Source organism: Bacillus sp. SB49, from assembly GCF_000469135.2.
In the GTDB taxonomy this organism is placed as follows: Bacteria; Bacillota; Bacilli; order Bacillales; family Halobacillaceae; genus Halobacillus.
This window is the reverse complement of the sequence record NZ_CP048117.1, coordinates 1,986,915-2,005,945: the sequence shown is the minus strand read 5'-3', so window position 1 is coordinate 2,005,945 and position 19,031 is coordinate 1,986,915. Positions and strand designations below refer to the sequence as shown.

General features: G+C 45.2%; 23 protein-coding genes and 1 riboswitch. Of the genes, 18 read left to right on the top strand and 5 right to left on the bottom strand.

The annotated features are described in order from the left end of the window. The first annotated feature begins 21 nt into the window (after positions 1 to 21). Positions 22 to 198, top strand: a riboswitch (cobalamin riboswitch). Positions 199 to 346: 148 nt separating this feature from the next. From M662_RS10550 to M662_RS10530, 5 genes are all read left to right on the top strand, one after another. After that, positions 347 to 748 (top strand): DUF4430 domain-containing protein, encoded by a 402-nt coding sequence (locus tag M662_RS10550; RefSeq protein WP_035387988.1) that lies wholly within the window; start codon positions 347 to 349, stop codon positions 746 to 748. Positions 749 to 754: 6 nt separating this feature from the next. Next, positions 755 to 1,279, top strand: a complete 525-nt coding sequence (locus M662_RS10545; protein ID WP_008638642.1) for an ECF transporter S component — start codon at positions 755 to 757, stop codon at positions 1,277 to 1,279. Between the two features lie 100 nt (positions 1,280 to 1,379). Then, positions 1,380 to 1,916, top strand: coding sequence for an RNA polymerase sigma factor SigX (gene sigX, locus M662_RS10540; protein WP_026577335.1), 537 nt, complete (start codon positions 1,380 to 1,382; stop codon positions 1,914 to 1,916). Further along, positions 1,909 to 2,997, top strand: coding sequence for a hypothetical protein (locus M662_RS10535; protein ID WP_026577336.1), 1,089 nt, complete (start codon positions 1,909 to 1,911; stop codon positions 2,995 to 2,997). Before sigX ends, M662_RS10535 begins: the two co-directional genes overlap by 8 nt. A gap of 81 nt (positions 2,998 to 3,078) precedes the next feature. After that, on the top strand, positions 3,079 to 3,519 hold the full coding sequence (locus tag M662_RS10530) for a helix-turn-helix transcriptional regulator (protein ID WP_026577337.1): 441 nt from the start codon (positions 3,079 to 3,081) through the stop codon (positions 3,517 to 3,519). A gap of 43 nt (positions 3,520 to 3,562) precedes the next feature. Here the strand turns inward: M662_RS10530 and M662_RS10525 are convergent, their stop codons facing one another. Continuing rightward, positions 3,563 to 3,811 (bottom strand): ferredoxin, encoded by a 249-nt coding sequence (locus M662_RS10525; RefSeq protein WP_008638633.1) that lies wholly within the window; start codon positions 3,809 to 3,811, stop codon positions 3,563 to 3,565. 130 nt (positions 3,812 to 3,941) lie between these two features. Here M662_RS10525 and M662_RS10520 point away from each other — a divergent pair, with 130 nt between their 5' ends. The 4 genes from M662_RS10520 to M662_RS10505 are packed head-to-tail and all read left to right on the top strand — an operon-like array spanning position 3,942 to position 7,392. Then, positions 3,942 to 4,994 (top strand): YpbB family protein, encoded by a 1,053-nt coding sequence (locus M662_RS10520; RefSeq protein WP_026577338.1) that lies wholly within the window; start codon positions 3,942 to 3,944, stop codon positions 4,992 to 4,994. Next, entirely contained in the window at positions 4,991 to 6,502 is a 1,512-nt protein-coding gene (locus tag M662_RS10515; RefSeq protein ID WP_008638630.1) for a RecQ family ATP-dependent DNA helicase, read from the top strand. Before M662_RS10520 ends, M662_RS10515 begins: the two co-directional genes overlap by 4 nt. Further along, complete coding sequence (locus M662_RS10510; RefSeq protein ID WP_008638629.1) at positions 6,492 to 7,088, top strand: CPBP family intramembrane glutamic endopeptidase; 597 nt, start codon at positions 6,492 to 6,494, stop codon at positions 7,086 to 7,088. Before M662_RS10515 ends, M662_RS10510 begins: the two co-directional genes overlap by 11 nt. Then, positions 7,081 to 7,392 carry a hypothetical protein gene (locus M662_RS10505; RefSeq protein WP_026577339.1) on the top strand — a complete coding sequence of 104 codons (312 nt, stop codon included), beginning with the start codon at positions 7,081 to 7,083 and terminating at the stop codon, positions 7,390 to 7,392. The genes M662_RS10510 and M662_RS10505 overlap by 8 nt, the downstream gene beginning before the upstream one ends. Before the next feature lie 101 nt (positions 7,393 to 7,493). Here the strand turns inward: M662_RS10505 and M662_RS10500 are convergent, their stop codons facing one another. From M662_RS10500 to M662_RS10490, 3 genes are all read right to left on the bottom strand, one after another. Next, entirely contained in the window at positions 7,494 to 8,063 is a 570-nt protein-coding gene (locus M662_RS10500) for a manganese catalase family protein (RefSeq protein ID WP_008638626.1), read from the bottom strand. Between the two features lie 75 nt (positions 8,064 to 8,138). Continuing rightward, a complete protein-coding gene (locus tag M662_RS10495; protein WP_026577340.1) occupies positions 8,139 to 8,405 on the bottom strand; it encodes a spore coat protein CotJB in 267 nt (88 codons plus the stop codon). Then, positions 8,402 to 8,623, bottom strand: a complete 222-nt coding sequence (locus M662_RS10490; protein WP_008638623.1) for a spore coat associated protein CotJA — start codon at positions 8,621 to 8,623, stop codon at positions 8,402 to 8,404. Before M662_RS10490 ends, M662_RS10495 begins: the two co-directional genes overlap by 4 nt. Positions 8,624 to 8,771: 148 nt before the next feature. Between M662_RS10490 and M662_RS10485 the strand changes: the two genes are divergently transcribed. The 6 genes from M662_RS10485 to M662_RS10460 all read left to right on the top strand — a co-directional run bounded on the left by M662_RS10485 (position 8,772) and on the right by M662_RS10460 (position 14,811). Further along, positions 8,772 to 9,560, top strand: a complete 789-nt coding sequence (locus tag M662_RS10485) for a metallophosphoesterase (protein WP_026577341.1) — start codon at positions 8,772 to 8,774, stop codon at positions 9,558 to 9,560. A gap of 68 nt (positions 9,561 to 9,628) precedes the next feature. Beyond that, the gene (locus M662_RS10480) at positions 9,629 to 10,528 is read left to right on the top strand and encodes a MerR family transcriptional regulator (protein ID WP_008638621.1); all 900 of its coding nucleotides are present in this window, start codon (positions 9,629 to 9,631) and stop codon (positions 10,526 to 10,528) included. 134 nt (positions 10,529 to 10,662) lie between these two features. Then, positions 10,663 to 11,244 (top strand): genetic competence negative regulator, encoded by a 582-nt coding sequence (locus M662_RS10475; protein ID WP_026577342.1) that lies wholly within the window; start codon positions 10,663 to 10,665, stop codon positions 11,242 to 11,244. A gap of 127 nt (positions 11,245 to 11,371) precedes the next feature. Then, entirely contained in the window at positions 11,372 to 12,316 is a 945-nt protein-coding gene (locus M662_RS10470) for a D-alanine--D-alanine ligase (protein WP_008638618.1), read from the top strand. A gap of 129 nt (positions 12,317 to 12,445) precedes the next feature. Further along, the gene (locus M662_RS10465) at positions 12,446 to 13,726 is read left to right on the top strand and encodes a Glu/Leu/Phe/Val family dehydrogenase (RefSeq protein ID WP_008638617.1); all 1,281 of its coding nucleotides are present in this window, start codon (positions 12,446 to 12,448) and stop codon (positions 13,724 to 13,726) included. A 152-nt stretch (positions 13,727 to 13,878) separates the two neighbouring features. After that, complete coding sequence (locus M662_RS10460) at positions 13,879 to 14,811, top strand: YpdA family putative bacillithiol disulfide reductase (RefSeq protein WP_051348880.1); 933 nt, start codon at positions 13,879 to 13,881, stop codon at positions 14,809 to 14,811. A 30-nt stretch (positions 14,812 to 14,841) separates the two neighbouring features. Here M662_RS10460 and M662_RS10455 read toward each other — a convergent pair whose 3' ends face one another. Continuing rightward, on the bottom strand, positions 14,842 to 15,810 hold the full coding sequence (locus M662_RS10455; protein WP_008638611.1) for an asparaginase: 969 nt from the start codon (positions 15,808 to 15,810) through the stop codon (positions 14,842 to 14,844). An 88-nt stretch (positions 15,811 to 15,898) separates the two neighbouring features. Between M662_RS10455 and prsW the strand changes: the two genes are divergently transcribed. The 3 genes from prsW to ypeB all read left to right on the top strand — a co-directional run bounded on the left by prsW (position 15,899) and on the right by ypeB (position 18,855). After that, positions 15,899 to 16,564: a glutamic-type intramembrane protease PrsW gene (gene prsW, locus M662_RS10450; protein ID WP_008638609.1), complete on the top strand. Its 666-nt coding sequence runs from the start codon at positions 15,899 to 15,901 to the stop codon at positions 16,562 to 16,564. Between the two features lie 129 nt (positions 16,565 to 16,693). Next, complete coding sequence (sleB, locus tag M662_RS10445) at positions 16,694 to 17,503, top strand: spore cortex-lytic enzyme (protein ID WP_442858834.1); 810 nt, start codon at positions 16,694 to 16,696, stop codon at positions 17,501 to 17,503. Between the two features lie 11 nt (positions 17,504 to 17,514). Further along, positions 17,515 to 18,855 carry a germination protein YpeB gene (ypeB, locus tag M662_RS10440; RefSeq protein ID WP_026577344.1) on the top strand — a complete coding sequence of 447 codons (1,341 nt, stop codon included), beginning with the start codon at positions 17,515 to 17,517 and terminating at the stop codon, positions 18,853 to 18,855. Positions 18,856 to 19,031: the final 176 nt, after the last annotated feature.

Sequence of the window (19,031 nt, the reverse complement as noted above, 5' to 3'; positions counted from 1 at the left end):
GTGTACGCTTAAAAAGGAACTGTATAAAATGAGAATTCAGGTGTCTGAAAGACTTAAAATGGGAATCCGGTAAGGAAACCGGAACTGTCCTCGCAACTGTGAGTGCCGACGAAAAGGTGGATCCACTGTGGATAACGGGAAGGAGCCTTGGAAGGATGACGCACGAGTCAGTAGACCTGCCTGATCTCGCGTTTCAATACTTCGAGGATTGAGTATTTGAGGCAACCGATCGGTGAATGGCGGCCAGTCCCGCTTCTATTGGTTCGTCTTAGAGCTTGTCCCAACAGGGGCAGGCTCTTATTTGTGGCTACTCAAAACCCTCAAAAAGACAGAAGGGGAGAAAAAAATGTTACAGAAATGGTATCGCCTGATGATGGCGGCCTTCCTTGCCGTCGGTGTTTTGGCAGGATGCGGCGCGCAGGAAGATGAAGAAAAGAGTGCAGAAACGACCGAACAGCAGGAACAGGAAATTACCGTAGAGGTGGAGCTTTCACAAGATAATGGTGCCGAAGAAATTGCTTCTGAATCGATTACTGCCGAAGAAGGTACGAATCTGATGCAGGTGATGGAGGACAATTTCAAAGTGGAACAGTCCGGAGGATTCATCAACACCATTGAAGGTGTTGGAGGCGATGAAAAGAAAGCATGGATGTACACTGTCAATGGAGAAGAAGGTCAAGTCGGCGCAGAAGATTATGAATTGAAAGATGGAGATCAGGTTACCTTCGATTATCATGCGTGGGAATGACCAACTATGAACACATATAAACTGACGTTGATTGCCATGCTGTCAGCATTAGCTGTTGCGGGCCGAATGGCTCTTGCCAATATTCCTAATGTTCAGCCTGTAACGGCGATTATTATCATCGCCGGATTTTGGCTGGGTCCAGTTGGAGGTGTACTGGTTGCTTTCGTAACGACACTGACTTCCAACCTCCTCCTCGGCATGGGTATGTGGACCGTATGGCAGATAACAGCCTGGGGTTTAATCGGTGTCGGAGCAGGTATCTTAGGTAAGATTCTTCCTAAGCTTCCGGTATGGTTGTTATCTGTATATGGTTTTTTGAGTGGTATCTTCTATGGCTTTGTCCTGTCTCTCACGATGCATGTCGCAGGACAGCCCTTCTGGGCCTATTATCTGGCAGGGATTCCTATGGACATCAATCATGCGGTTTCAAACACTGTTTTTCTGATTGTTATGGCTCCTGTATTAGGACGGTTGTTCAGACGTTACCCATTAACAAACCATAGATTGGACCCAGCAGGAAAGCTGCCCTAGAACAGGGTAGCTTTTTCTTTTTTTTTCGTATTAGTATAGGTAGTGTAACGATTATCTATTTGTTACGACTATATACATAGGTGATTCAGGGGGTACTGTTTTGAAATCGTTCTTTGATGAACTGTATAAGCAACATCACCGGGATTTATTTCAATTTCTTATCTATATGGTCAAGGACCGTGCTGTTGCAGAAGATCTCGTGCAGGAAGTGTACATACGTGTCATAAAATCCTATCATTCCTTTCGAAAGCAAAGCTCAGAAAAGACGTGGCTGCTTTCCATTGCCCGTCACGTGGCCATCGACTATTTTCGGAAGCAGAAGAGAAAAAGGGATCGTATTATAGAAACATTTGATTGGACGAAGAATAAGGAGAGCTTACGCGATGGTCTCCCTCTGCCTGAGGAAGTAGCTGTAATGAACGAAGAGGTGAAGGAAATGTACAGAGCTTTGGATAAGTGTTCTTTTAATCAGAGGAGTGTGCTCATACTCCGCTATATGCAGGGAATGTCCATTCAGGAAACAGCAGAGGCTCTTTCTTTCAGTGAAAGCAAAGTGAAAACGACGCAGCATCGTGGTATGAAAGCCTTGAGAACCCATATAGAAAAAGCGAGGGAAGGAGGAGGAGACATTGAGTAAGAAAAAAATATCAGACCAGGATGTGAAGCAGTGGCTTTCTCAGTTACCTTCTTTGGAAGACAAAAGGGAGCAGGGGGAGGTGTACCGCGCTGTTGAAAGAAGGATAAATCGTGGTGTGAGGAAGAAGCGGCACCGGATTGTTCCTCTATTATCTATTCTTACCGTTCTCTCTCTCCTTGCAGTCTCTCTCCCGTTTGTTCAGGAAAGCCTGCAGCCCCTTCCTGAACAAGGGGCACAGCAAACAGACACGAGGGAAGGGGAATTTGTCCCATTACCACCCGTTTTGGAAAGAGCTGGATTGGATATGCCGACACATACACTGTCACTGGTTGCAGATACCCGCAAATCCGGGATGAGGGTGCAGGCCTTCCCGGACAGGAATGGAGAGTTCGTCATTCCAATCACACTCGCTTCCGAAGAAACGAGAGTGGACCCAGACACTTTCGGACTTTCTCCGCGTACCGTTCCTGAAGTGGATTACGAGATAGATGAAGAGAATGGGAAAGCGAGAGCGGTATTTCCTGAGAACTATCAAGTCAGCGGGAGTTCATGGGCTAGGTCTGTCGTGGAAAGTGTGAGGTGGGAATTATCCGGATATGCCTCAGATTCCGTTGATGTGAAGACTTCTGACGGGAAACAGGTTGCCATCGGTAATTATGGTATGACCGATAAACTGCCTGTAGTTTCAGAAGAAACGTATTATTTTCTTATTTATCACTATGATGCTTCCACAAAATCGCTGCTCACTCCCGTACAAGCAGATGATGATGCAGACTTTTCGGATCTCCTTACAGAGATGGGAAAGAATGCTCCTTTTCCACAGCTTGAGTCTCCAATTCCAGATCATGTTCGTTTGTCCGTCATTAAGGAAGATAAAGAGCGTTTGTATCTTGATGTAGACCACCATGCCTTTAAGGATGAAAGGGAAAGAAGGGAAATGGTGGATGCTTTGCTTGCAACGGCATTTTCAGCCGGTTATCGGGAAGTGAAGTTCAGCGGCCTGGAACGAGAGAAAGGTGCCTACGATTTTCGTCACCCTATACCTACTCCTGAGGTTATTAATCTTCTCGCTCCGAATTGATGGTCAATAGTCAAAGCCCTGCAGATAGTGGACAGCGATGAATCATGTTAAAATGGAAGTATCAAAAAGGGGAAGATGGGAATGGACAAAGAACAGTTGATAGCAATCATCTCCGATAAGATAAAACTGATACGTGTGGAACAGGGCTACACACAAGATCGAATGGCGGTGATCATCGGTGTCTCGAAAAAAACGCTCGTGCAGATTGAAAAAGGGCGTATTTTAGCGGGATGGACGACCGTAGTGGCCGTCATCGCACTATTTCCGGGAAGTAGTGTGTTAAAAGCAGCCTGCGGTGATTCCCCGCTGGAAACGGCATTGACTATTGCGCATCAACGGTACGAGTGGGAAGCTTCTCGCCAAGAGGAATGGTACTGGAAGCCTTTGGAGGAGAAAGGCAGTGTTGTCATGGAGCAGCACGCTGTAAGCGGCCATTACCGGATTAGTGACTATAATACAGGAAGACGTTTCACCAGTGTGGATCGTACAGAAGCAGAAATGACTCTCGACCGTTGGACTTAACTGTAAAAAAAAAGCCCCTGCCGATATCGGGAGGGGCTGCAAACTATTCGTGTTTCAAAGGGTCTCCGTCAAAGGGTGTGTCGGCAATTTTTATTGAATCTGTCGGACACCCTTCGAAAGCGTCTTCCATATCTTCTTCATACAGTTCCGGGACCTCGAACGATCCTTTGTTATCATCGAGTACTGCATAAGCAATTCCCTCATCATCATAATCATATATGTCAGGTGCAGCTGCGCCGCATGCCCCGCATGCGATGCACGTATCCTGGTCCACAATAGTGAACTTAGCCACCGTGAAATCCTCCTTTGTCCAAACGATTATTAAATAGACAGATTTACATAAGTACACCATTCATTGTAAATCCAGCTTATATACTTTTCAATAGGAAGCACCTGACCGGATACAGGAAGGAGGGGAAATCGTGTTTCAATACTTACTGTTGACATGTATAGAGAAACTTAGAGGCGAGCGGACGGTTTCCGGGATCTTTCACCTGCTGACCGGGAAGCGATCTTCCCAAACGATGCAGGATGCGAAAGGGTATCGTCTGGACAATTATTTTGCCGTATATACAGATTTAGAAAGAGAGTCGCTGGATAATGAAATAGGGAATCTGGAGCGTGGCGGCTGTATCCGGATGGAAAACGATGCTTATCCCGTTTTGACAGTGCATGGGAAGAAAGCGTTGGAAGAGTATGCCGGCCCTGCTCTTACTGCATTTGATGGGATGGCAAAACACACCATTATCCATGTATTCCGTCAGCGACTGAATTTATTGATACAGACGTGGACGAATATAAACGCTTCTATTTCATCCTTTGTGCCGATTGTGGACGATCCTGAGGTACAACAGTGGGTGAAGCGTATGTATGCAGGTCAAAAGGGGAAGCTCACCAGGACAACTCATGACCTCTTCGATGAACTGCAGGTGATACTGAATACCTGCCATAGTCTGGAAGCTGGTATATTCACATACCGCATGACAGGCGGTGGAGTGATTGGACTGACAGTGGAACAGCTTGCCAGGGAGTTCAAGATTACGGAAATGGACGTAAGGATTTGTCTTGAGCATATGTACTATCGTCTCTATCAGGTGAGCGAAGAACGCTTTCCCATCCTTTCCTCCTGTAAAACAGGGCTCGGCGGCACAAGTTTGGTGACAGAATCAGCAAAATGGACGTACCATTATTTAGAGCAGGGATACAGTTTGGACGACATCGTCTCTTTGCGGCGTTTGAAGAAGAGCACCATCCAGGATCATGTCGTGGAAGCGGCATTGGTGGATTCTTCCTTCCGCTTTGAGCCATTCATGAGAAAAGCAGAGGTAGAGGAGATTATCATGGTCGCACAACGTTTGGATACAAAACGGCTTAAGCGCATAAAGGAAGCGTTAGACGGAAGGTACGACTACTTTCAATTGCGGCTTGCTCTGGCAGTGGCCCAGCATTTTTATAAAGAAAGGAAGCTTTTATGACGACACTGGATTTGACTAAAGCTTTGGAACATTACTTCGGTTTCCGGCAGTTCCGGGAGGGGCAGGAAGAAGTGATCAGGGATATTCTTGCCGGCGAAAATGTTCTTGGGATTCTCCCGACGGGTACAGGTAAGTCTTTGTGCTATCAACTCCCTGCCAAGCTGCTAGGTGGAACAGCGATCGTTGTTTCTCCGCTTATTTCCCTTATGATTGACCAGGTTAAACAGTTGAAGGCAGCCGGTTATAAAGATGTGACAGCCCTGAACAGTTTCATGGATCGTCAGGAAAAAATAAGAACATTGGAACGCCTTTCTGACTTTTCACTCGTATATATCTCGCCGGAAATGTTGCAGAATGAACGGCTTAAAGAGCGGTTGGACAGCACGAATGTGACGTTGTTCGTCATTGACGAAGCTCATTGTATTTCTCAATGGGGCCATGAGTTTCGGACCGATTATATGAAACTGCACCGGACGATCGAGGAGATCGGAAATCCACCCGTTCTCGCCCTCAGTGCAACGGCAACCCCGGAGGTACAGCAGGATATTATGGATAAGCTGAATCTTCCAAACATGAAAAAACGAATCTTTCCTATGGATAAACAGAATATAAGTCTGGCAGTGGAGTCCTATGAGAAACCGGATGATAAGGTGGACAGGATCGTAGGTCTATTAAATAGTAATCATGCTCCAACCATGATCTATTTTTCGAGCCGGCAATGGGCGGAAAGAGTTTCCGTTGAGCTTAGGCAGAGGGTTGACAAGCGGGTGGCTTTCTATCACGGTGGTATGGATCAAACGGACCGGATGCTTGTTCAGCAGCAGTTCATGAATGATCAGCTGGATGTCATATGCTGTACAAGTGCATTCGGCATGGGGGTGGATAAAGGAAACATCCGCCTTGTCATTCACTTTCACCTCCCTTCCCAACTGGAATCGTTCATACAGGAAATCGGTCGGGCCGGCCGTGACGGGGAAGCTTCTGTAAGTCTTGTCCTGCATACTCCTCGTGATCACCACCTTCCACAGCTGCTTATACAAGGTGAGCTCCCGACAGAAGCGGATATTGAGCGTGTCCTCCATTCATCGAATCGTCCTGTTTCTGTGGAGGATACTTTGATGATGGAAGCCTATCAGCTCTCGGAATCACAATGGAATTTCATAAAGTATCACTTAGAGGAAAACGGGTGGATGAACAATCAAAGAATCAGCGATGTACCGTCTTCCTTTCACCTCGAGTTGAAGCGGATATTACGTCAACGCCTGGAGTATAAGCACTATAAACTTAAGGAAATGTTGAGCTGGCTGCACGTCACTGGCTGCCGGCGTGAAAGTCTTTACCGTCCGTTCCAATCAGGGTACCGGGAACCAAATGTGCCCTGTTGTGATAACTGTGGGTTTCACATAGATAGTGTTAGATTTAATGTGAATAGTCGTGTATTGGGTGCCGGCAGCTGGTTGGATCGTTTGAAAAGCGTGTTTCAAATAGAGGCGTCTCATGAATCGTAAAAGCCAGGCGGAAATCATTCATGAAATGAGTGATCGGGAAGTTACGGTTCAATTAGTATTTACTCAGCTCGTCCTTCTCCTTCTCGCGTTGGCAGGAAGCTTCTTTCTTTTCGATTCCTTTCAAGCGGAGTGGAGGAAGCTGTTTTATGTAGAATTACATACATGGGTCTATTTCGGGATCATCCCGGGACTTCTGATACTTCTCATCGATTTTATTCTCATGTATAGTTTACCTGAAAAGATGTACGATGATGGCGGTATTAATGTAAAGGTATTCCAAACAAGGTCCGTAGCAGGTATTGTGGCTTTGACCCTGCTTATAGCCATTAGTGAAGAGCTTTTGTTTCGCGGCGTACTGCATACCCAGTTCGGTTATATTATTGCGAGCGTTCTCTTTGCGCTGATGCATATTCGTTATTGGAATAAAATAGTGCTGCTCCTGTCTGTGTTATTCGTAAGCTTTCTGCTTGGCTATATGTTCGAATGGACAGGGAGCATCACGGTTACGATTACCGCCCATTTTATTATTGATCTAATATTGGCATTATCGATCCGTTTCGGCAAATGGGGTGGAGGAAGTGAGTGATAAATTGAAAGAAAAGGATCAAGCGGAGCAATTGAGAAGTTATGCGGAAAAGGAACAGTTCCAGGAGACAGAACCTGACGTACTGAACCTCCCACCGAGAAGAGATACCCATGATTCCAAACAGTCCAAAACAAAGTGGAAAGTGGGTACCCTATGGATCCGCTTCCTTCTGCTCGTATTTATAATACTCATCTGTGTATGGCTGTCTTATCCGTATTGGGACCAGTGGTTTGAACACTCCATCCTGGACCCCTCTCAACCGGAGTACCAGCATCAAAAAGTCACTGTGGACAGAGCACCTTAAGTAAGAGGGTTGCAATAATTTAATCCGGACCACCTTATGATAGTCTTCGCTCGAAGACTTGGAGGTGATCCGGATTTTTTGCTGTGTGACTAAGTCGCTCCTCAAAAAATCTTCTTACGGTCGCGTTCATCCTTCAGTATTTCAACTGCTTCCCGGAACCGTTGAGAGTGAATGATTTCCCTTTCCCTCAGGAACTTCAAGCTGTCATTAAGGCAAGGATCATCAGACATATTAATGATCCACTGATAAGTCGCCCGTGCTTTTTCTTCTGCAGCGATGTCCTCGTATAAGTCAGCAATCGGGTCCCCCTTTGCTGCTATATATGTAGCAGTCCATGGGTTGCCGGACGCATCATTATAATAAAGCGCATGGTCATGATTGGCGTAGTGGGCACCGAGACCGGCTTCCTTCATCTGCTCGGGAGTCGCATCCTTTGTCAATTTATAGACCATAGTTGCAATCATTTCCAAGTGTGCAAATTCCTCCGTTCCGATATCCGTCAGCAGACCGATAACTTTATCCGGGATGGTGTACCGCTGATTTAAGTAACGAAGAGCAGCAGACAATTCCCCGTCGGCGCCTCCATACTGCTCGATCAAATACTTGGCAAGTCTCGGATTACATTCGGAAACTTTCACTGGATATTGGAGTTTTTTTTCGTAATACCACATACCACCACTCCTTTTAGGTTAAGTCGCTGGAAAGGAGAGGGATGACCCACCCACCCTTCCAACTGTGGTTATTCTTCATACCTGCCACGGCCAGGGGCTGTCTTTCCAATTCCAAGGGTATCCGGAGAAGCTGCCGCCGAATTGACGCAGTGGTCCGAAGTGTTGTTCATAAGCGGCTTTTAAATCTCTGCTTTGGACAGCAAGCTGATTGAATTGTTGGATCGCCTGGGTATCGTTCGGATGCGTATCCAGGTAAAGCGTCAGTTCGACGAGGGCGAAATCGACCATTTGAATCTGTTCCATCATTTGGGCACGTGGATCCGTTTGAGGTGCCTGATTCATTGTTTCCCTCCTTGCGGCAGAGGCGTAGGGTAAGGATCGAAGAGAACAGGCCATAAGGTCCCTTTGTACAGTGCCTCCTGCAGAGAGAACTGCGGTAGGTTGGGCGGCTGAAAACCTAAATACAAATTAGGAGGGGTTTGATAACATGCATACCCTCTCGGGGGGCAGGGGTCATTCGGACTGTGGTACGGTTGGTAACATTTAATCGGGGTGTACATTCCACTCATCACATCCTTTACCTCTCATAGATATGTCCAGGGATACTTGTCCTATGAAGATTCATGGAGAAGTTTATAAACCATTTCATGTTATCCTTGAGCGATTTGTGATACGATTAACTTCCATAATTCGAGGAGGGGACCCAAGATGTGGTGGATATTATCTATAGCAGTATTAGGAATGGTCGTCATTCTCCTCTTCATGGTTCACAGTGCCTTTAACGACCGGTTGGAGAGAAAAGAAGTGAAGTTAGCTGCTTATCCATATGAGAAGCCTTTGGAACTCTTATTTCTTTCCGATGTACATAATCGACGAATCCTTGAACGATCTCTTCTAAAGTATCCTCAGCCGGAGCTGATTATTATAGGAGGGGACTTCGTCGATGAGAGAACATCAAGGGAGAAATTAGTCCAGAATGTTCAGACTCTGCAAAAGGCAGGGGCTCCTGTTTATTTCATTCCTGGTAACAACGATCATGAATATCATGGTCAAAAAATCATTGCAGAACTGGCTGCCCTCGGCGTCCAAACATTGTCGAATGAGGATGCAGTCATAAAAATAAATGATGAGAGACGTATTTTGCTGAGAGGACTTGATCCTTATTACCTTGGTACAGGGCCACGCTCGTTTCGACAGAATCCAGGAGACGTGTTCTCTATCCTCTGCATCCACGATCCATATGTGTATCATCGGATGCACGAAGAAAATAAAGCACGCTTTTCCCTCGTCCTCAGCGGACATACCCATGGCGGGCAGGTTCGTCTATTCGGACTTGGTCCATACAAGAGAGGTGGATGGGCAGGTTCGGCAGAACAGATGAACCTGGTCAGTGAAGGATACGGGACCTCCGCTTTACCGTTGAGACTCGGAACGAGAGCGGAGCTGCATTCCATTCAAATTCTTCCTGCTGCGAAGGGTTACAGGGAAAAGATATAGAGAATAGACAAATTTTACACGTTATTCTTCCTTCTTATATAATAGAGAAAAAGGACAGGTGGGGCGAGATGGATACGGCGAGACCTAAATATAATATAAAAGCAGTTTCCCAGCGGCTCGGCATTCAACCGGGTACGCTGCGTGCATGGGAGCGTCGTTATCAAATGATCCGCCCCTCACGGAATGAAGCAGGACACAGGCTGTACACAGAAGAGCATATCAGGATATTAAAATGGCTGATGGAGAAAGTGGATAGAGGTTTTACCATTTCCCAGGCTGTCTCGCTTCTTGAGAGCAATCAGGAAGTAGTGGTGGATACAGATAACAGAGATCATAGCAAACAGTTGGTAAAGCTCGGAGATGATCTGCTTGACGCCCTGCTTTCCTTTAGTGAGAATGATGCACAAAAACATCTCGATCATGCTTTTAGTCTTTTTACTCCGGAAACAGTCGCTATTGATATTATCGGCCCGATCCTCATTAACATTGGGGATTTGTGGGAAGCCAACAAAATAACAAGTGCGCACGAACACTTTGCGAGTCAGTTTATCCGGTCCAGAATCGGCATGATGCTTTTATCTATACCGACGGACAGCATGCTGCCTAAGGCGCTGCTTGTGTGCGGACCAAATGAGCGTCACGAATTAGGGCTGCTTATCTTTGCTTTATTTCTGAAGCGTAAAGGCTATGATGTTGTATTCCTTGGACAAAGTATAGCCGGCGGAGATATTGATATCGTGATTGATGAAATTAAGCCTAAATATATGTTCATGTCCTGTACGCTTAAGAAGAACATACCAATAACCGTCCGCTTGGCGGAATCTCTTCAGAAACAGTACCCTGATCTTGTCATCGGCCTCGGCGGGTATGCTTATGATCGCCTTTCTGAATTGGATAAGAAGCGGATAGAGCCGTTCATTGTTGGGAATTCAAAGAAAGCATGGGAGGTTTGGCTGAAAGATAATTGAACAGAGATATGAATTCTCTGGAGAAAGCGGCCGGCCCTTCCTGCTGTGCCGGATATAATTTGAAAAAAGGTGCCATAATCGGAACGTACATCATAATATATAGATAACACACATTGTGGCAGGGGGGCGATCATGTGCGAGTGGAAAGAATGACGAATGAGAAGTTTAAGATATTTTTGACGTTTGATGATTTAATGGATAGAGGTTTGTCACGTGAAGAGCTGTGGAACGACCTCCCGAGGGTACACAGAATATTTAGTGACATGATGTATGATGCGGGGATCGAGCTCGGTTTGGAACTTACCGGAGTGCTGCTTGTTCAGGTGTACCTATTACAGGCGCAGGGAATGCTTGTGGTCGTGACCAGAACAGAATCCCTGGACTTGGAAGAGGACGAAGATTACTTTGAAATGAAAGTTACATTGGACGAAAGTAAAGAAATGATGTTTTCTTTCGATGATTTCGAGGATGTGATCCAGGCCGGTATACAACTCTATCAGCTGGGCGTGACAGGCGGTAGCGTTTATTATTATAATGAAAATTACTATATGCTGCTTCAGGATGAAGATATTTTACATCTGGATCAGGACCAGGTAATTGCACTGTTGTCAGAGTTTGCGTCTGCTTCTGCAGCTACTTCCCATCGGCTGATGGAATACGGGAAGCTGGTTATGGACGGTCAGGCGTGTGAAACATTATTCATACATTTTTCCTGATTTGTCGGAACGATGCTTATTAAAAGCTTCGTTCTTTTTATTTTTAATAGAAGCAGACACGTTGGACGTGTTAAGATTAAAACGGTATCAAACTATTATTATTGTAGTTGGAAATGGAGTGTAAAGCATGAAGATAGCGGTTTTATATGGTGGAACTTCCGGAGAACGGGAAGTGTCCTTATCGACAGGTAAAGGAATCATTAACGCCCTGAAGAACAAAGGGCACGAAGTGGTTTCCGTGGATTTTTCTCCTGATAGAATAAACGAGGTCCTTGATCTGGATGTAGATCTTGTGTTCATAGGGCTTCACGGACGTTTCGGAGAGGATGGGAAAATTCAGGGCGTGCTCGACATGATGGAACTTCCTTATGTAGGTTCAGGAGTCCTAGCCTCCGCTCTTGCCATGGATAAAGCAAAATCAAAGCAGTTGTTTTCGTTGAACGGACTTCACACAGCGAAGAGTGTGGCGTATGACGTGAGGGATTCAACCCTTTTTCATAAGATTGAAGAGGAGATTAAGAAGGAATTCCAACTTCCTTTCGTCATTAAGCCGAATCAGGAAGGTTCTACCCTTGGGTTGACGATTGTAAAAGAAGAAAAACAGATAAAAGGCGCTATTGAAACGGCTGCAAAGTCAGATACTGATATATTGGTGGAAGATTTCATCAGTGGAAGGGAAGTTACGGTTCCGGTTATCGGAAAGAAAGGGAAGGAACAGGCGCTCCCTGTCATTGAGATTATACCTAAGAATGATTATTATGATTTTGATTCAAAATATAAGCCAGGTGGAAGTGAGCATATTGTTCCTGCCAAAGTGGAAGATGCTTTGACAGAAAAGCTTCAGCAGCATGCGGTTCTTGCACATCAGCTGTTGGGGTGCGATGTCTACTCCCGGGTCGATTTCATTATTAATGAAAGGAATGAGCCGGTAATACTCGAAGTTAATACACTTCCTGGAATGACACCGACGAGCCTTTTCCCTGATTCTGCCCAGGCGGTGGGCTGGAGTTATGATGATTTGATTCAGAAGTTCGTAGACCTTTCCGGAGCCACGGAGAAGAAAAAGGTGTAATCGCTTTCTTTTTATTTGGTTAATTAGGAGAAAAGCTGTATTTCCATCTTTTCTTAACCAGGTGGAAGGTGTATACTAATCACTGAAAGATGAGCCCTAATCGAATGGATGGATATAGGAGGTAAATGGATGGTAGCCGATAAGCCAGCAGATTCTGCAAATGAAACTAATGATAAACTAGACGTGTTGAAGTCCACACAAAAGGTGGTCAAGAAAGCACTTGATAAATTAGGATATCCAAATGAAGTTTACGAATTGATGAAAGAACCTGTACGAATGATGACGGTCCGTATCCCCGTTCGTATGGATAATGATCAGATCAAAATTTTCACAGGCTATCGAGCGCAGCACAATGATGCTGTCGGACCAACGAAAGGCGGAGTCCGTTTTCACCCGAATGTCACCGAAAAAGAAGTGAAAGCCTTATCTATATGGATGAGTCTTAAGGCAGGCATCGTCGACTTGCCATATGGTGGAGGTAAAGGCGGCATCATCTGCGATCCACGTGAAATGTCCTTCCGGGAGCTCGAGGGAGTCAGTCGCGGTTATGTACGTGCCATCAGTCAAATTGTAGGTCCGACAAAAGATATTCCTGCACCGGATGTATTTACTAACTCTCAAATCATGGCATGGATGATGGATGAATACAGTCGTATTGACGAATTCAATAATCCAGGGTTCATCACAGGAAAGCCGTTGGTGCTAGGCGGCTCACACGGCAGAGAAACCGCAACGGCCAAGGGAGTAACCATCTGTATAGAAGAGGCAGCCAAGAAAAAGGGTATCAGTGTAGAAGGCGCACGCGTAGTCGTTCAGGGCTTTGGTAATGCGGGAAGTTTCCTTGCCAAATTCATGCACGATCGTGGCGCAAAAGTGATTGGTATTTCTGATGCTTATGGCGGATTGCACGATCCGGATGGGCTGGATATTGATTATCTGCTTGACCGCCGGGACAGCTTCGGTACGGTAACGAACCTGTTTAAGAATACCATTACCAATGAACAGCTCCTGGAGCTTGACTGCGACATTCTGGTTCCTGCAGCGATTGAGAATCAGATTACAGAAGATAATGCACATAATGTTAAGGCTTCTATCGTAGTAGAAGCTGCCAATGGCCCTACGACGCTCGATGCTACGAGAATTTTATCTGAACGCGGCATCCTTCTCGTTCCCGATGTCCTTGCATCCTCAGGTGGTGTAACCGTATCCTACTTTGAATGGGTACAGAATAACCAGGGGTATTATTGGACGGAAGAGGAAGTGGAAGAGAAACTCCATAAGGTTATCGTGAAGGCCTTTGACAATGTTTACGGTACAGCCGAGACGAGACGTGTGGATATGAGACTGGCTGCTTATATGGTCGGCGTGCGTAAAATGGCCGAAGCATCAAGGTTCAGAGGATGGATATAGGTTGATTCTAATCGAACAATCTCCTATCATAATATGGTAGGAGATTTTTTATTATGTTAAGTGTCATCAGGTCCAGGTTATTGGAAGAGGAGTGTTTCATTGTGCAACAACCGAATGAAGATGTAATTATAATAGGCGGTGGGCCGTGCGGAATGAGCGCAGCCATCGAATTAAAAAAACATGGAATCGATCCACTAATTATTGAAAAAGGAAATGTCGTTAATTCCATTTATCATTATCCGACGCATCAGACGTTTTTCAGCTCCAGCGAGAAACTGGAGATAGGAAATATTCCGTTCATCAGCGAAAGGCAGAAACCTGTACGTAACGAAGCGCTTGCTTATTACCGCGCCGTTGCAGACAGAGAGGATCTGCGCGTAAACACCTTCGAAAAAGTGTTGACGGTTGAACAGTCAGGCACGGGCTTCGTTGTAAACGCGGAAACAAACACAGGGGAAAACAACGTCTACCAAACGAATAACATCATCGTTGCTACCGGATATTATGATCAGCCGAATTTCATGGGTGTCAAAGGGGAAGAGCTACCTAAAGTCATGCATTATTTCAAGGAAGGACATCCTTATTTCAAGAAAAAGGTCGTTGTCATCGGTGGAAAGAACTCAGCTGCAGATGCAGCGCTTGAACTGGAGAAATGCGGTGCGGAGGTAACAGTCCTTTATAGAGGAGAAGAATATTCAAAAAGTATTAAACCTTGGATTTTACCACAATTTGAAGCCCTTGTAAGGAAAGGGATCGTCGATATGGAATTCTGTGCCGACGTAAAAGAAATCACGGAGGATCAAGTCGTCTATGAGTGCCGCGGGGAAGAGAAACGCATAGCCAACGATTTCGTCTTTGCTATGACCGGGTACCGTCCTGATCACGGATTCCTTCAAAGAATGGGCGTGGAGATGGATGAAGAAACAGGGCGTCCGGCCTTCCAAGAAGACACAATGGAGACAAATGTGTCTGGAATATACATTGCAGGTGTTATTGCTGCCGGTTATAACAACAACGAGATTTTTATTGAGAACGGTCGCCACCATGGCGGTCGCATCGCTTCATCCATCATTAATAAGAAATAAAAAAGGAGCCTCAGGGCTCCTTTTTCGATTTCAGCTGAACATGTGCTCAAGCTCTGTCCGGTTATTAGTCAATTCCAATGCAACCATCAGTTTAATGCGGGCTTTCGGTCCGGTCAAACCGTTCGCAAATATGGTACCGAGCTGACGCAGTTCCCTTCCACCGCCTGCATATCCGTATGTATCCTGTACGATACCTTGGTAACACCGGGAAACGAGGACAATCGGGATATCTGCATCCAGTGTCCTGGCAATGGCATCTACCGTTTCGGGCGGAAGGTTTCCTTGGCCGAGCGCTTCGATGACGAGACCATCAGCTCCGCTTTCCTTAACGGCATCAATTAGAGAACCGTCCATACCAGCAAATGCTTTGATCAAGGAGACTTTCTTGTCAATTTTCTGGATCGGATAGGATTCATGTTTGGTCATTTTATGGTGGAAGAAGACAGCTTGTTTGGTGGTGATTCCAATTGGTCCATATTGGGGGCTTTGGAATGTCGCCACATTACTGGTCGATGTCTTTGTAACGTTTCTCGCCGTGTGTATTTCATCATTCATCACGACAAGGACACCTTTGTCCTGTGCTTCGTCACAGCTTGCTACTCTTATCGCACTTAAAAGGTTGTATAAACCATCGGAGCCAATTTCATTGCTTGATCGCATTGCGCCGGTCACAACGACAGGCTTTCTCGTCTGCAGGAAAAGGTCCAGGAAAAACGCTGTTTCTTCCAGTGTATCCGTGCCGTGCGTAATCACGATGCCGTCATAATTCTTACGGGCCATCTTTTCATGGATGGACCGGCCGAGTTTCAACATGTGGTCCGGTCGAATGTGGGGGGAGGGAAGGTAAAATAGGATGTCATCCTCAATTTCTACGTGATCTTTAAGCAGCTCGGAAATCTCCTGTAAAGGGTGGTTGGAAGCTGTATTCACTTCTCCTGTTTCTTTATCCTCTTTCATCGAGATTGTCCCACCTGTATGAATGATCAAAATTCTTTTCATAGCACACCAACTTCCATTCAATTATTCCTTTTCCATCTTCTTCATGATACGATGAAATGTAGGTGAAAGAAAGAGAGAGGTTGATAAAATGGCCATACTCACTGCTGCCATATCTCCTGCTGTGGCCATCATGACATTCATATACTTAAGCAAACGGATCGAGTTGGAACCGTTACCGCTGATTTTCCGCATGTTCGTTATCGGTGTCATTATGGTGTTCCCTTTGATGTTCATCCAGTATGCCTTTCAAGCAGAAGGGGTGTTTCAAGAGCCTTTTCTAAAGTCCTTCTTCCTTGCGGGTCTGCTTGAGGAATTCTTCAAATGGTTCTTCCTTCTGTTCGTGGCATACAGGCATTCCGACTTCGACCACCATTATGATGGAATCATCTATGGAGTAGCAATCAGTCTGGGGTTTGCAACAATCGAAAACGTCATTTATTTGTTTGCAAACGGAATAGAAATTGCGGTGCTCCGTGCGGTCTTTCCGGTATCCTCCCATGGTCTTTTCGGAATCATGATGGGCTTTTATATGGGAAAAGCCAAATTTGCAGGAGAGTATTCAAACAGATATATGTACATCGCTCTCTTTATTCCAGTTATGCTTCATACCATATATGATTATATCATCACAATCAAGGGAGATTCATGGATGTATTGGATCACCCCGTTCATCGTGATCTTATGGATAATCAGTTTCCGCCATATCCGAGTTGCCAACCAACATCATACTTCATACCCGGAAATCGATCATTGAGCTGCCCCTGGCAGCTCTTTTTTTATCGCACAGGCTGTGTATAAAGTTCAACATCTGTCAAAAACTACCCCTATAAATTATTGGGACAGGGGTGTGTATGAAATGGTATGGAAGAAAGCAGCGGTCATCATGATTGGGATGACGCTTTTGATGATACCTGTGTACTCAGGAAATCAAGTGGAAGCATTCTCTAATCAAGTGATACAGCAGGGAGCGACAGGGGATGACGTAATTGAACTGCAGTCCCGTCTCCAGTATCTCGGCTTTTATAATGGAGAAATTGACGGAGTGTTCGGTTGGGGTACGTATTGGGCTCTCCGTAATTTTCAGTATGAATTCGGTATGGAAATCGACGGGTTGGCGGGACCTGAAGTAAAAAATAAATTAGTGAAGGCGAGTAATTTTGATGAGGGTTTTGTTAAAGAACAGATCCGCCAGGGAAATAAATTCACCCATTACGGCGGAACGCCTAAGTCTCAACAGACAAAGAAACCAGCCGGAAATGATTCAAACGGTAATCAGGCTCCGGAACAATCGAAACCTAAAAAAACAGAGCAGACAGCCGTCAACGTTCCAAGCGGATATTCACAGAATGATATTCAACTGATGGCAAATGCAGTGTACGGAGAGGCGCGTGGAGAGCCTTATGTCGGTCAGGTTGCCGTAGCTTCCGTTATATTGAACCGAGTCGAGAGTGCTTCGTTTCCTAACTCTGTGTCCGGTGTTATTTTCGAACCCCGCGCTTTTACTGCGGTCAGTGATGGTCAAATATGGCTGGAACCTAATGACACAGCTAAAGAAGCGGTACTTGATGCCATTAATGGCTGGGACCCTTCTGGAGAAGCGATGTATTATTTCAACCCTAATACAGCGACTTCGAGCTGGATATGGTCCAGACCGCAAATTAAACAAATTGGTAAACACATATTCTGTAAATAGGAGGTGGAAGTATGGTACGTTGGATAACTATTATTGTTTTGAGTATTGTCTTAGTCGGAGTAGGGGTATGGGGATATAAAGAAAACCAGGATAAAAACGCAGTCCTTCTACAGGCGGAAAACAGTTATCAGAGAGCCTTTCATGATCTGACCTATAATATAGACCTACTACATGATAAAATCGGCTCCAGTTTAGCAATGAATTCCAGGGAACAGCTTTCTCCGCAATTAGCAGAAATATGGAAGATTTCGTCGGAGGCTAATACAGACGTAGGACAGCTTCCTTTGACCCTGCTCCCATTCAATAAAACCGAAGAATTTTTATACAATATCGGTGATTTTGCCTATCGGACAGCTGTTCGGGACTTGGAGAAAAAACCGCTCAGCGAAGAGGAAATCGGCAAGTTGGAGCAGCTTCATACACAATCAGGTGAAATTGAAAAAGAGTTGAGAAAAGTCCAGAATGTTGTTTTAAATGATAATTTAAGGTGGATGGACGTTCAACTTGCGTTAGCAACCAATGATGAAGTTGGTGACAATACCATTGTGAACGGTTTCAAGACGGTGGAGAAATCGGTAGAGAGCTACGAAGGAGACACCACGCAGGTCGGCTTCGGGGAAGCGACAAGGGACAAGCCGTTTGCTGATCTTTCAGGAGAAGAAATATCCGAAAAAGAAGCGAGAAACACGGCAAGTAAATGGTTGGAAAAGGTAGACCCTCAAGCGCTGACAGTAACTAAATCCGGAGAGGGGGCAGAAGTACCTACCTACACCGCTTCCTTCCAAAAAGGGAATAAAAACGGGTATATCGATTTAACAGAGAAAGGCGGGCATCCGCTGACGATCATGATCAACCGTCCCGTAGGAGAAGCAGAAATCAGCTTGTATGATGCTTCCGAAAAAGCTAAAAAGTACGTGCAAGGATTAGATATTGATGAACTGACTCTTATTGAGAGCAGCCAATACGACAAAATGGGTGTCTTCCGCTTTGTTTATACGCAAGACGACATCCGGTACCATTCCGATGCTATTGTTGTCAAAGTTGCCCTTGATAATGGAGAAGTTCTTGGTATGTCAGCAAGGGATTACTTCAACTACCACACCGATATGGAGGTAAACAAACCGGAAATTACGGTGGAGGAAGCCAGGGATAAGATAAATCCAAACCTTGAAATTCAAGAAGAGCATATGGCGGTTATTGAAAATGATGTAAAAGAACAAGTGCTGACTTACGAATTTCTAACCACTATGGACCAGACGACGTACCGAATTTTCATTAACGCTTCCAACGGAGAGGAAGAAAAAGTGGAGACGTTGAAGAAAGCCGAGATGAAATTCAACCAAGATGTATAAGTTCCATATAAAAAAGGACTGCAGAGATGCAGTCCTTTTTTACATCGCAGAATAATAGTAGTGAAACCCGTTATTCGAATCGGGTTTTAATGAATCTTTATACCTAAATGCTTTCCTTTTTATAATGGTCGTGGGATAATTAGTTAATGCTTAAGACCCATGAAACGGAGGGCAAT